At 69.8% G+C, this 13,491-nt stretch carries 10 protein-coding genes; 4 read left to right on the forward strand and 6 right to left on the reverse strand.

Annotated elements, in window-relative coordinates:
* Nucleotides 1-318 precede the first annotated feature (318 nt).
* The gene (locus ACFU5K_RS07655; RefSeq protein WP_384057967.1) at nt 319-1,344 is read right to left on the reverse strand and encodes an ATP-dependent 6-phosphofructokinase; all 1,026 of its coding nucleotides are present in this window, start codon (nt 1,342-1,344) and stop codon (nt 319-321) included.
* A gap of 240 nt (nt 1,345-1,584) precedes the next feature.
* On the opposite strand from ACFU5K_RS07655, the gene pta reads away from it, so the two are divergent.
* The 3 genes from pta to pyk all read left to right on the forward strand — a co-directional run bounded on the left by pta (nt 1,585) and on the right by pyk (nt 6,421).
* Entirely contained in the window at nt 1,585-3,669 is a 2,085-nt protein-coding gene (gene pta, locus ACFU5K_RS07660; protein ID WP_384057968.1) for a phosphate acetyltransferase, read from the forward strand.
* Nucleotides 3,670-3,710: 41 nt separating this feature from the next.
* On the forward strand, nt 3,711-4,919 hold the full coding sequence (locus ACFU5K_RS07665; protein WP_384057970.1) for an acetate kinase: 1,209 nt from the start codon (nt 3,711-3,713) through the stop codon (nt 4,917-4,919).
* Between the two features lie 74 nt (nt 4,920-4,993).
* Nucleotides 4,994-6,421, forward strand: a complete 1,428-nt coding sequence (gene pyk, locus ACFU5K_RS07670) for a pyruvate kinase (protein ID WP_384057971.1) — start codon at nt 4,994-4,996, stop codon at nt 6,419-6,421.
* A 257-nt stretch (nt 6,422-6,678) separates the two neighbouring features.
* Here pyk and ACFU5K_RS07675 read toward each other — a convergent pair whose 3' ends face one another.
* The 4 genes from ACFU5K_RS07675 to ACFU5K_RS07690 form a co-directional block, all read right to left on the reverse strand.
* Complete coding sequence (locus ACFU5K_RS07675) at nt 6,679-7,944, reverse strand: hypothetical protein (protein ID WP_384057973.1); 1,266 nt, start codon at nt 7,942-7,944, stop codon at nt 6,679-6,681.
* Entirely contained in the window at nt 7,934-8,509 is a 576-nt protein-coding gene (locus tag ACFU5K_RS07680) for a DUF6114 domain-containing protein (protein WP_384057975.1), read from the reverse strand. The genes ACFU5K_RS07675 and ACFU5K_RS07680 overlap by 11 nt, the downstream gene beginning before the upstream one ends.
* A 95-nt stretch (nt 8,510-8,604) precedes the next feature.
* On the reverse strand, nt 8,605-9,246 hold the full coding sequence (locus ACFU5K_RS07685) for a DUF6230 family protein (RefSeq protein WP_384057976.1): 642 nt from the start codon (nt 9,244-9,246) through the stop codon (nt 8,605-8,607).
* Between the two features lie 601 nt (nt 9,247-9,847).
* On the reverse strand, nt 9,848-10,825 hold the full coding sequence (locus ACFU5K_RS07690) for a tetratricopeptide repeat protein (protein ID WP_384057978.1): 978 nt from the start codon (nt 10,823-10,825) through the stop codon (nt 9,848-9,850).
* A 314-nt stretch (nt 10,826-11,139) separates the two neighbouring features.
* On the opposite strand from ACFU5K_RS07690, the gene ACFU5K_RS07695 reads away from it, so the two are divergent.
* Complete coding sequence (locus ACFU5K_RS07695) at nt 11,140-11,775, forward strand: TetR/AcrR family transcriptional regulator (protein WP_384057979.1); 636 nt, start codon at nt 11,140-11,142, stop codon at nt 11,773-11,775.
* A 7-nt stretch (nt 11,776-11,782) separates the two neighbouring features.
* Here ACFU5K_RS07695 and ACFU5K_RS07700 read toward each other — a convergent pair whose 3' ends face one another.
* A complete protein-coding gene (locus ACFU5K_RS07700) occupies nt 11,783-13,483 on the reverse strand; it encodes a methylmalonyl-CoA mutase (protein ID WP_384057981.1) in 1,701 nt (566 codons plus the stop codon).
* Between the last annotated feature and the right edge of the window lie 8 nt (nt 13,484-13,491).

Consider the following 13,491-nt stretch of genomic DNA (forward strand, 5'->3'; position numbering starts at 1 on the left):
TCTCACCCTCGACCACCGCTTGCCGGGGGTGCGAGAGGCGGTACGACGACGCGATATCTTCTTCACTCGGCAGGTGCACTTTCATGGGCGAGTCGGTCACGGTGTAGGAACCTCGATCTTCTCACCGGCAAAGTGCACCTGTCGCCATATCAGCTGCCACACACCCCGCACTACCTGCGGATTCGGGTCTGAGCCCGGCCGGGGGGACCGCACGTCTCCGCGCCGCGGCCAACGGCGGGCACGGCCCCGGCCTCCCACAGTCACGGACCAGGGACACCGGGGCCGCGCGGGCGCCGGACGCGATGCCCGGCGCAGGGATCAGAAGACCGACTCGGCCTCGTAGATCCGGTCGCTCGGTACCGTCTTCAGCCGGGCCACGGCGTCCGCCAGCGGCGCCATCACGATGTCGGTCCCGCGCAGTGAGGTCATGCGGCCGAAGTCCCCGCGGTGCACGGCCTCCACCGCGTTCCAGCCGAAGCGGGTCGCCAGCACCCGGTCGTACGCCGTCGGCGTGCCGCCGCGCTGCACGTGCCCGAGGATGACCGGCCGGGCCTCCTTGCCGAGGCGCAGCTCCAGCTCGACGGCGAGACGGTTGCCGATGCCCTGGAAGCGCTCGTGGCCGAACTGGTCGATCTCACCCTTGGCGTACGACATGGAACCCTCCGCCGGGTGCGCGCCCTCGGCGACGCAGATGACGGCGAACTTCTTGCCCCGGGAGAAGCGTTCCTCGACCATCTTGACCAGGTCGTCGACCTGGAAGGGCCGCTCCGGCAGGCAGATGCCGTGGGCGCCGCCCGCCATCCCGGACTCCAGCGCGATCCAGCCCGCGTGGCGGCCCATGACCTCCACCACCATGACGCGCTGGTGCGATTCGGCGGTGGTCTTGAGTCGGTCTATGGCCTCGGTCGCGACGCCCACGGCGGTGTCGAAGCCGAAGGTCCGGTCGGTGGCCGAGATGTCGTTGTCGATGGTCTTCGGGACGCCGACGACGGGCATGCCCGCCTCGGACAGCATGCGTGCGGCGGTGAGCGTGCCCTCGCCGCCGATGGGGATCAGCGCGTCGATGCCGTAGCGGAGCGAGAGCTCGGCGCAGTTCTCCGCGGCTTCGCGCAGCCGGTCGCGCTCCAGTCGCGCCGAACCGAGGATGGTGCCGCCGCGGGCCAGGATGCCGCTGACCGCGTTCAGGTCGAGAGGCCGGAAGTGGCCGTCGAGCAGCCCCTTGAAACCGTCCTCGAAGCCGATGACTTCATCGCCGTGTCCCACCACGGCGCGGTGCACGACCGACCGGATCACGGCGTTGAGGCCTGGGCAGTCTCCGCCTGCGGTGAGAATTCCGATGCGCATCGTGCTCTGTCTCCTGCTCGCTTGTGCCATGCATTCCGGGGGCCCTTCGAAAAACCCCCGTACCGTGAGCCACGACGATTGTCCCACGCCCGGCCCGGACCTCGTGCTTCCGGCTTGGCCGTTGCGGGGCCCGCCGGCGCCGGGGAAGGTCCCGGAACGGCCACGGCCGGGGGCGTCCCGCCTGCCCCGGCGGGTATCGTCAAAGGGACAATGCCAGCCAAACAGGACGGGAGAGCACGCGTGACGCGCAGCGTGTACGTGACCGGGATCGACCGGGGGGACGGCCGCCAGGTCGTCGATCTGGGAGTCATGGAGCTACTGACGCGTCAGGTGGACCGGGTCGGCGTCTTCCGGCCACTGCTCCACGACGGACCCGACCGGCTGTTCGAGCTGCTGCGGGCCCGCTACCGGCTCTCGCAGAGCCCCGAGACCGTGTTCGGGCTGGACTATCACGCGGCCTCCGCCATACAGGCCGAGCAGGGGACCGACGAACTGGTCTCCCTGCTGGTGGACCGCTTCCACCGGGTGGCACGCGACTACGAGGTCGTACTGGTGCTCGGCAGCGACTTCGCCGCCACCCAGCTCCCGGACGAGCTGGCGCTGAACGCCAGGCTGGCCAACGAGTTCGGCGCCTCGGTGATCGCGGTCGTCGGCGGCCAGGACCAGGACGCCGAGTCCGTGCGGGCCGAGACACGCAACGCCTACCGCGCGTACACCGGCCTCGGCTGCGACGTCCTCGCCATGATCGTGAACAGGGTGGCGTCCGAGGACCGGGAGGACATCGCCGAACACCTGCGGACCCAGCTGCCGGTCCCCTGCTCGGTGCTGCCCGACGACCCGGCGCTCTCCGCGCCCACCGTCGCCCAGATCACCGCCGCCCTGGGCGGCACGGTCCTGCTCGGTGACGACGCGGGACTGGCCAGGGACGCGCTGGACTTCGTCTTCGGCGGGGCGATGCTGCCCAACTTCCTGAAGGCACTGACCCCGGGCTGCATGGTGGTGACCCCGGGCGACCGCGCCGACCTGGTCGTCGGGTCGCTCGCCGCGCACAGCGCGGGCACCCCGCCCATCGCGGGCGTGCTGCTGACCCTGGACGAGCGTCCCGGCGAGGAGATCCTGCGGCTCGCGGCCCGCCTCGCACCGGGCACCCCGGTCGTGGCGGTGGCGGGCGGCTCCTTCCCCACGGCCGGTGAACTCTTCGCCCTGGAAGGCAAGCTGAACGCGGCGACGCCCCGCAAGGCCGAGACCGCGCTCGGCCTCTTCGAGCGCCACGTGGACACCGCCGCCCTGCTCGACCGCATCTCGGTCGCCCGCAGCGGCCGGGTCACCCCGATGATGTTCGAGCACGAACTGCTGGAACAGGCCCGCGCCGACCGGCGGCGCGTCGTGCTGCCCGAGGGCACCGAGGAGCGCATCCTGCGCGCCGCCGACGTGCTGCTGCGCCGTGACGTCTGCGATCTGACGCTGCTCGGCGACATGGAGACCATCCGCAGGAAGGCCGCCGACCTGGGCGTGGACCTCGCCGACAGCCACGTCGTCGACCCGCAGACCTCCGAGCTTCGCCAGGGCTTCGCCGAGCGGTACGCCGAGCTGCGCGCGCACCGCGGGGTGACGGTGGAGCTGGCGTACGACGTGGTCTCCGACGTCAACTACTTCGGCACCCTGATGGTCCAGGAGGGGCTGGCCGACGGGATGGTCTCCGGGTCGGTGCACTCCACGGCGGCGACGATCAGGCCCGCGTTCGAGATCATCAAGACCAAGCCTGAAGCCTCGATCGTCTCCTCCGTCTTCTTCATGTGTCTCGCCGACAAGGTGCTGGTATACGGCGACTGCGCGGTCAACCCGGATCCGGACGCGGCGCAGCTCGCCGACATCGCGGTGCAGTCGGCCGTCACCGCGTCCCGCTTCGGGGTGGAGCCCAGGATCGCGATGCTGTCGTACTCGACCGGCACCTCGGGCACGGGCGCCGATGTCGACAAGGTGCGCGAGGCCACCGAGCGGGTACGCGCCTCACGGCCGGACCTGAGCATCGAGGGCCCGATCCAGTACGACGCGGCGGTCGAGCCGTCCGTCGCCGCGACCAAGCTGCCGGCTTCGGAGGTGGCGGGCCGGGCGACCGTGCTGATCTTCCCGGACCTCAACACCGGCAACAACACCTACAAGGCGGTCCAGCGCTCGGCGGGCGCGGTCGCGGTCGGCCCGGTCCTCCAGGGGCTGCGCAAGCCGGTCAACGACCTCTCGCGCGGGGCACTGGTCCAGGACATCGTCAACACGGTGGCCATCACGGCGATCCAGGCCCAGACATGGGCCGAGGACGGCGAGTGACGACGATGACCACCTACCGACCAGCGGAGGTTCCCAGATCCATGGCTGACGCCCATCGCGTACTCGTGCTCAATTCCGGTTCCTCGTCGCTGAAGTACCAGCTGCTGGACATGCGTGACCGCACACGGCTGGCCACCGGCCTCGTCGAGCGCATCGGCGAGCCGGCATCCCGGCTGGTGCACACGCCACTCGCCGGCGACGGGGATCCCAGGGAGCGCGCCGGGCGGATCGCGGACCACGAGCAGGCGCTGAAGGCCGCCGCCGAGGAGCTGGCGGCCGACGGGCTGGGGCTCGACTCCCCCGAGCTGGCCGCGATCGGCCACCGGGTGGTGCACGGCGGGCTGAAGTTCAGCGAGCCCACGGTGATCACCGACGAGGTGCTGAAGGAGATCGAACGGCTGGTCCCGGTGGCTCCGCTGCACAACCCGGCCAACATCACCGGTATCCGCACCGCCCAGGCCCTGCGCCCGGACCTGCCGCAGGTCGCGGTCTTCGACACGGCGTTCCACACGACCATGCCGGAGCACGCCGCCCGGTACGCGATCGACGTGGAGACGGCGGACGCGCACCGCATCCGCCGCTACGGCTTCCACGGCACCTCCCACGCGTACGTGTCGCGCAGGACGGCACAGCTGCTGGGCCGGCCCGTGGAGGAGGTGAACGTGATCGTGCTCCATCTGGGCAACGGCGCTTCCGCGTCCGCCGTGGCGGGCGGCAGGTGCGTGGACACCTCGATGGGACTGACCCCCTTGGAGGGGCTGGTCATGGGTACGCGTTCGGGAGACATCGATCCGGCCGTCACCTTCCACCTGGAGCGGGTGGCGGGCATGTCGACGGACGAGATCGACGTCCTGCTGAACAAGAGGAGCGGCCTGGTCGGTCTCTGCGGCGACAACGACATGCGGGAGATCCGGCGCCGGGTGGACGAGGGCGACGAGCGGGCCGCCCTCGCGTTCGACATCTACATTCACCGCCTGAAGAAGTACATCGGCGCCTATTCGGCGGTGCTCGGCCGGGTGGACGCCGTGGTGTTCACGGCGGGGGTGGGGGAGAACTCCGCTCCGGTGCGCGAGGCTGCGCTCGCCGGACTGGAGTGGTTCGGCATGGCCGTGGACGCGGACCGCAACGCCGTACGGTCCGGCGAACCAAGGCTGATCTCACCCGACGACGCCCGGGTGGCGGTCGCCGTCGTACCTACGGACGAGGAGCTGGAGATCGCCGGCCAGACCTTCGCCCTGGTCCACAACTGAGCGGACCCCCGCCCCTTTGTATCTTCCACCAGACGGAATATTCCGCACTGAAACAAACCGATAGGATCCGCCTCATGCGCCGTTCCAAAATCGTCTGCACCCTCGGTCCCGCCGTCGACTCCCATGAGCAGCTCGTCGCTCTGATCGAGGCCGGCATGAGCGTGGCCCGTTTCAACTTCAGTCACGGTACCCACGAGGAGCACCAAGGCCGTTACGACAGGGTCCGCAAGGCCGCCGCCGAGACCGGCCGCGCGGTCGGCGTGCTCGCCGACCTCCAGGGACCGAAGATCCGCCTCGCGAAGTTCGCCGAGGGTCCGGTCGAGCTGGTCCGGGGGGACGAGTTCGTCATCACCTCCGAGGACGTCCCCGGCGACAAGTCGATGTGCGGCACCACCTACAAGGGGCTGCCCGGCGACGTCGCCAAGGGTGACCCGATCCTGATCAACGACGGCAACGTCGAGCTGAAGGTCGTCTCGGTGGACGGCCCCAGGGTCACCACCATCGTGATCGAGGGCGGTGTCATCTCCGACCACAAGGGCATCAACCTGCCGGGTGCGGCGGTCAACGTCCCCGCGCTGTCCGACAAGGACGTCGAGGACCTCCGGTTCGCCCTGCGGATGGGCTGTGACCTGGTCGCGCTGTCCTTCGTCCGAGACGCCGAGGATGTCAAGGACGTGCACAAGGTGATGGACGAGGAGGGCCGCCGGGTCCCCGTCATCGCCAAGGTGGAGAAGCCGCAGGCCGTCGAGCACATGGAAGGCATCGTCGCCGCCTTCGACGGCGTCATGGTCGCCCGTGGCGACCTGGCCGTCGAATACCCGCTCGAGAAGGTCCCGATGGTGCAGAAGCGGCTCATCGAGCTGTGCCGCCGCAACGCCAAGCCGGTGATCGTGGCGACCCAGATGATGGAGTCGATGATCACCAATTCGCGGCCGACCCGCGCCGAGGCCTCCGACGTCGCCAACGCGATTCTGGACGGCGCGGACGCGGTCATGCTGTCCGCCGAGTCGTCCGTCGGCGCGTACCCGATCGAGACGGTCAAGACGATGTCGAAGATCGTCGTCGCCGCCGAGGAGGAGCTGCTCAGCAAGGGACTCCAGCCGCTGGTGCCGGGCAAGAAGCCCCGTACGCAGGGCGGTTCGGTGGCTCGTGCGGCGTGCGAGATCGCCGACTTCCTCAACGGCAAGGCGCTGGTGGCCTTCACCAAGTCCGGTGACACGGCCCGTCGCCTCTCGCGCTACCGCGCCGCCCAGCCGATCCTGGCCTTCACCACGGAGGAGTCGACCCGCAACCAGCTCGCGCTGAGCTGGGGCATCGAGTCCTACGTCGTGCCTCACGCGGACAACACGGACGCCATGGTCGACCTGGTGGACGCCGAACTGCTGAAGCTGAACCGCTACAGCGACGGCGACACCATGGTCATCACGGCCGGCTCGCCCCCCGGTGTCCCCGGCACCACCAACATGGTCCGGGTCCACCACCTGAGCGGCGACCGCACCTGACGTCCCGCCCGGCACACGACCGTGGCCTGCACACCGTTCTCACGGGGTGCGGGCCACGGTCGTGTGCGGCTCCCGGACGGGTCAGGACCACCGGCTAGTGCCGCGACCGGCAATGTCTGCCCGGCAGGAGCGTCGGCCGGTGCGTGCGATCGCAAGGCGGCCGGAAGTCCCTGTAGCGGAGCTACCAGGGCTTTTGGCCAACGCAGCGAGCGTGCGTGCTGGGCGGCGCGACGGGGCAAAGCTTGCCGGGAGGGGCACTAGCTGTTGCCGCCGGTGAAGTAGTTCTGCAGACCGGGGACCTTGAGCGAGCCGCCGAACTGGCCGGCCTGGGTCACCTCGACGTCCGTGAAGAAGGCGAAGGGCACGTTCAGCGGGGGCGGGGACTCCGGGCTGAAGATGATCGGGATGATGCCGAAGAGGTTGCCCTTCAGCTTCTCGGTGTACATGGTCACCGTGCCGTTGCGGATGGTGGAGGTCGACCCCTTCTCCGCCTCGACGTGGCCGGTGGTGCCGGCCGGACCCTTCGTCAGCTGGTGCAGGTCCTTGATGTCGATGGTGTCCGCGGTGAACTTGAGCACCTTCTTGACGCTGCCGTTGTACGTCTTCACCTCGACGATGCCCCTGTAGTCCAGCCCGTTGAGCGTCAGACGCGAGCTTTCGAGGATCCACGGGTCGTCGGGGAGCAGCGGGATGCCCTGCTCCAGGTCGGCCGCGGCGAGCGCCTTGGGGTCGGCGGTCGGGCAGGGGAAGCGCTCCTTGGCCCCGTCGGGGATGTCCTCGTCCTTCACCGGGTCGAGGCCCTTGACGTCCTCGTCGAGCTCCTCGACGCCCTTGCCCGCCTTGTCGGCGGCGTCACGGATGGCGTCGGTGGTCTTGTCGACCGTGTCCTTCACCGCGTCCGTGGCCTCCTCCACCGGCTTGGCGGGGGTGGTGCTCTGCGACGGCTCGGGGGTCGCCGCCGTGGCGCTGGGGGACGGCTCGGCCGTCTCCTCGTCCGGTCCGCCGAGGAGGTCCTTGAGCGCGTCGCCGACACCCAGCGGGTCGAGCGGGTTCTTCGACTCGGTGGGTGCGGGAGCCGGGGCACTCTTGTCGTCGGGAGCCGCCGAGGGCGACTCCGTCGCGGAGGCGCTCGCCGAGGGCTTCGGTTCGGCCGTCTCGTCCGTGCCGCCCGCCTCGTCGCCCTTGCCCGCCTCGTCGTCCTTGCCGGCTTCGGCCGACGGCGTGGCACTCGGGGTCGGCTTCGCCTCGGGCTCCTGCGACTCGGCCGGCTCGTCGGAACGGGTCACGCAGGGGCCGGGCGCGAACGGGATGTCCGTGCTGTCGTCGGCCATCGCCAGCTTGGGGGTGAGACCCATGCCCACGAAGACCGCGGTCGGCATCGCGGCGAGCGCGAACGCCTTCTTTCCCGAGGGCATGTGCAGCTTCGTCAGCAGTGACTTCCTGGGGGCCGCGTGACGGGGGCCTCTTCGCTCCGGGGGGTCGTCCTGCCCGAAGTCGTTCATCTGCCTGTCGTCACCCCGCACGATGCCTCCCGCCGTCACCCTCGACCGCCCCGTCGGACTGCGCCGGCTGCGGCGGGACCGAGGCCGCGCCCTGGAACTCCTGGCCGTACTCGGGTGCCCGGTCGTCGTCGCTCCTGTGCGTCCACGTCTCCGGCGCGCCGGCCACCGCGGTGTCCGAGGCCGCCTTTGCCTCGCCCGGTACCCAGGCGATGGAGAGGGCTCCGCCGAGGAGCGCGAAGACGAAGCCGACGATGAAGCCGCCGATGTTGGCGACAGGTATGGAGATCAGCGCGAGCAGGATCGCGGCGACACCGGCGAACACCCGCACGATGTGGTGGAACCACATCGTGAGGCCCAGTGTGACGAGCAGGACCCCGATGATCAGCGATCCCGCACCCGCGGTGGTCGACATCGCGATCGTCATGTTGCCGAGGTGCATGTTGGCGTACGGGAAGTACGCGATGGGTAGACCACCCAAAATGGTGAAAAGGCCCGCCCAGAACGGCCGGTTACCCCGCCAGGTGCGGAATCCCCGCCGGTAGACGGTGAGGTAGTGCTCGTTCTGCCCTGTGGACTCGGGGCTCATGGAAAACAGCTCCCTGGAACCGGTACTGCTGTGAGAAGAGAAGGGGTGGGCGGCCGGAGGTCCTCACGGAACACTCCGGCCACCCGGGCGAGTGCTTAGAAGCACTCCTTGACGCCCTTGTGCAGCTTCAGGCTCAGGTTGCTCAGCTTGAAGGTGCCGGCGGTGGTCGCCCACGCCGTCTGCTTCACGTTGGACAGCGTCGCCGTCTCGGCGCGCTGCGCGAAGCCGTTCGGGTTGACGGCCTTCTCGGTGCCGGACTGGATGCCGGGCTTACCGACCGAACCGGCTGCGACACCGATGTCGATCTTCTCGAAGTACGCGTCCGCGTCGAGCTGGGCCACGTCGAGGTAGAGGTTCGTCGCCTCGACGGGCTTCTTCGGGTCGGTGCCCGCGTTCAGCTCGAGGCTGACGCTGCCGAGACCGAAGGGCAGGCCAGGCGTGACCACCGACTGGCACATGTTGGTTATCGTGGCGCTGCTGAAGCCGGAGACGGCGACCGGGTGTGCAACGTCGTTGCCCTTGAGGTCCTTTCCGACAGCGACGCTCCCGTACTGGACGAAGTCATGACCGACGAGCTTGTCGGTGCTGACCTTGAAGCTCTGGCCGGAGACGCTGAACGACGCGGCGAGCGCACCCTGCGCCAGACCGACGCCGACAGCGGCGGTCGCGACGACGCTCGGGACCATGACCAGAGCGAAACGCTTCCATCTGGTACCACCGCGAACCTGCGAACTCATAAAATTTCCTCCTTCTCGGACGTACATCTCCGGTACGGGCATCGTGCCCGCCCTGGGATGGGAGAAGTGCTACGTCCTCGGGAAGGAGAGCGCCCGGACCGGAGGCGCGTACCGCATCCGAATCACCGGCGATCACCCCCGAGCGACAACCACTGGCCACGCGTCTGCGCAGCCGGTTCCGGACAGGCCCTGCCCAGGGGCAGGAACCCCCCTGTCCGCGATCGGCGCCACTGCCGCCGACCACCCGGTGGGGACCCAAAGGACCCGCTCGCCCGACTGGACGTCGGGCCGGCGGGTATTGGACCGAGCGTGGCCGATCGTGGTGCATTCGCGGCCGTGGCACAAGGGGGATCGTTACTCGCTAGTAACGACCCGATAACCAGGGGACGACAGGGCGATACCGCCCGGCCACACAGGGTGGCGTCCAGGGGGAGCGCGAATGGGGGTAATTCATTCCTCAACCGGACAGAGCCCGGGAGGCGATTTACTGCCAGTAACAGTGCGTACTTTTATCAAGTTTTGGTAAAGCGCAGGCGTTCGTTGGCGTTAGCCCGCGAAAACGGCCGCGGTGCCCGGAGGGCACCACGGCCGTGTTGTCACATCAGAACAGGACGCGCGCCAAGGCGGTCCGGGCCGCGACGACACGTGGGTCGTCGGGGCCGATCACCTCGAAGAGCTCCAGGAGCCGCACCCGTACCGCGTCGCGGTCGTCACCGAAATTGCGGCGGACCGTCTCGACGAGCCGCCCGAAGGCGTCTTCGACGTGACCGCCGACGAGGTCCAGGTCGGCGGCGTCCATCTGAGCCGCCGGATCGGCCGGGTTCTCGGCGGCCGCCTTGCGGACCTGCTGCGGGTCCATGCCCGCCACCCGGCCCAGCAGATCGGCCTGGGCCAGGCCCAGCTTCGCCTCGGTGTTCAGCGGGTCGTCGGCCAGGACACTCCGGTACGCCCGGACCGCGCCGTCGAAGTCGTTGGCGTCCAGCGCCTGCGCGGCGCTCTCCAGCAGCGCGTCGTACGGCCCCGCGGGCACCTCGGCGGGGAGGCCCTCGGCGTCATCCGACCCGGCTTCGGCGTCGACGACGATCCCGGTGAGGCCGAACCGCTCCTCACCGACCTGGATCAGCTGGTCGAGCGTCTGACGGATCTGGCTCTCGGGAGCCGCGCCCTGGAAGAGCGGCAGGGCCTGCCCGGCCACCACGGCGAAGACCGCCGGAATGCCCTGGATGCCGAACTGCTGCATCAGCATCTGGTTGGCGTCGACGTCGACCTTGGCCAGCAGGAAGCGGCCGTTGTACTCGACGGCGAGGCGCTCCAGGAGCGGGCCGAGCTGCTTGCACGGTTCGCACCACTCGGCCCAGAAGTCGATGACGACCGGGACTTCGGCGGATCGCTGGAGGACGTCGGTCTCGAATCCCGCCTCATCGACGTCGATCACCAGGGAGGCGGGGGACACGGCACCGGCGCCGCCCTGGCGGGCGGACTCCGCGCGGGCGTGCTCCGCCTTCGCCTTGGCCTCGCCGGCCGCCTTCACAGCGGCGAGGTCGACGACGCCGCTCATGGACATGTTCCTAGGCTGCATACGTACATCCTCCCCCCTGTGCGCGCTGCCGCGAAAACGATCCGCGAGCCGCTCCCGTCCACGGCCGTGCCGGAGTGCGCGGCGCGTGGTCACGAGCGGCCCCGAGGCCCTGAAACCCCGTGGTCGGCGCCGGGTCCCCACCCGGCACCTGTGGTTGTCGATCAGTCGTCGCGTGACGACGGCGGACCGTCGCTTCTTACGCTACGACCCGTAGCGTAACTGTCCGGCCCCCCTTCGGGGCAAGAGCGCGCGGTGATCTGTCTCACGGGCTCCGGGGCCGGTCAGCGGTACTTACCGGCCGGTATGGTCGCCGCATGCTGAGCCGCAGCCCGACCGAACCCGCCCGATCCGGACGTCCCCGCAGCGCCGAGGCCGACGCCGCGATCCTGGAGGCGACCCGTGCGTCGCTGGTCGACCTCGGCTGGTCGAAGCTGACGATGGGCGACGTGGCGTCGCGGGCCGGGGTCGCGAAGACGACTCTGTACCGCCGCTGGGCCGGCAAGAACGAACTGGTCGTGGACGCGGTCGCCGTGCTCTTCGACGAGCTGGAGCTGCCCGACCTGGGCAGCTTGTCGGCCGACGTGGAGGCCGTGGTGCTGCAGTTCGCCGCAGTGCTGGAACGGCCCGAGACGAAGACCGCGCTGATGGCGGTCGTCGCGGAGTCGACGCGGGACCAGGCCCTGCGGGACCGCATACGGAACTCGATCGTGGCCCGGCAGAAGCGGCTGGTCCTGCAGGGGCGCGAGCGGGCGGAGGAGCGCGGGGAACTGCCGCTGGAAGCCGATCCCGCGGTGGCGGCCCGCACCGCCGACCTGATCTTCGACGTCATCGCGGGCGCGGTGGTGCACCGCGCCCTGGTGAGCGCCGAGCCAGTCGATGCCGACTGGGCCCGGCGCTTCACCCTGCTGCTGCTCTCGGGACTGGGAGCGGCGGCCTCGCAGGAGTGCTGACTTGAGGTCAGAAGCCGGGCGGCTCCGTGTAGACGCCCCACTCGTCACGCAGCACGCCGCAGATCTCACCCAGCGTCGCCTCCGCCCGTACGGCCTCCAGCATCGGCGCGATCATGTTGGAACCGTCCCGCGCGGAGGCCAGCATCGCGTCCAGCGCCTTGCGGACCCGGGCGTCGTCACGGCCCTCCTTGCGCGTGGCCAGCCCGGCCACCTGGTCGCGCTCCACCTCGTGACTGACCCGCAGGATCTCCAGGTCGCCCGTGACGGACCCGTGGTGGACGTTGACGCCGACGACGCGCTTCTCGCCCTTCTCCAGGGACTGCTGGTAGCGGAAGGCCGACTCGGCGATCTCGCCGGTGAACCAGCCGTCCTCGATGCCGCGCAGGATGCCGGAGGTCATCGGTCCGATGGGGTGCTTGCCGTCCGGGTGGGCCCGGGTGCCCCGCTCCTTGATCTGCTCGAAGATCTTCTCGGCGTCGGCCTCGATCCGGTCGGTGAGCTGCTCGACGTACCACGAGCCGCCCAGCGGGTCCGCGACGTTGGCGACGCCCGTCTCCTCCATCAGCACCTGCTGCGTGCGCAGCGCAATCTCGGCCGCCTGCTCGGAGGGGAGGGCGAGGGTCTCGTCCAGGGCGTTGGTGTGCAGCGAGTTGGTCCCGCCGAGGACGGCGGAGAGCGCCTCCACCGCGGTGCGCACGACGTTGTTGTAGGGCTGCTGTGCCGTGAGCGAGACGCCGGCGGTCTGGGTGTGGAAGCGGAGCCACTGGGCCTTGTCGGTCTTCGCGCCGTACGTCTCCTTCATCCAGCGGGCCCAGATACGCCGGGCCGCGCGGAACTTGGCGATCTCCTCGAAGAAGTCGAGGTGCGCGTCGAAGAAGAAGGACAGCCCGGAGGCGAAGGTGTCGACGTCGAGGCCGCGGGAGAGCCCGAGCTCGACGTAGCCGAAGCCGTCGGCGAGGGTGTACGCGAGCTCCTGCGCGGCCGTGGCCCCGGCCTCGCGGATGTGGTAGCCCGACACCGAGAGCGGCTTGTAGGCGGGGATGTCGCGGGCGCAGTGCTCCATCAGGTCGCCGATGAGGCGGAGGTGCGGCTCCGGCTGGAAGAGCCACTCCTTCTGGGCGATGTACTCCTTGAAGATGTCGGTCTGGAGCGTGCCGTTGAGCACGGCCGGGTCGACGCCCTGGCGCTCCGCCGCGACGAGGTACATGCAGAAGACGGGGACCGCGGGCCCGCTGATGGTCATCGAGGTCGTGACGTCCCCGAGCGGGATGTCCCGGAAGAGGACCTCCATGTCGGCGGCCGAGTCGATGGCGACACCGCAGTGGCCGACCTCGCCCAGCGCGCGGGCGTCGTCGGAGTCACGTCCCATCAGGGTCGGCATGTCGAAGGCGACGCTGAGTCCGCCACCGCCGTTGGCCAGGATGGTCTTGTACCGCGCGTTGGTCTGCTCGGCGTTACCGAACCCGGCGAACTGGCGGATGGTCCAGGTGCGGCCCCGGTATCCGGTGGGGTGGAGTCCCCGGGTGAAGGGGTACTCGCCGGGCCAGCCGATCCGTTCGAATCCCTCGTACGCGTCGCCGGGGCGGGGCCCGTACGCAGGCTCCACCGGGTCGCCGGAGAGCGTGCTGAAGTCCGCGTCGCGCTTGCGGGCCTTGTCGTAACGGGCCTGCCAGCGTCGGCGGCCTTCCTCGATCTCGTGAGCGTCCATGGTACGAA

Origin of the sequence: Streptomyces sp. NPDC057428 (genome assembly GCF_042803195.1) — a bacterium.
GTDB lineage: Bacteria > Actinomycetota > Actinomycetes > Streptomycetales > Streptomycetaceae > Streptomyces.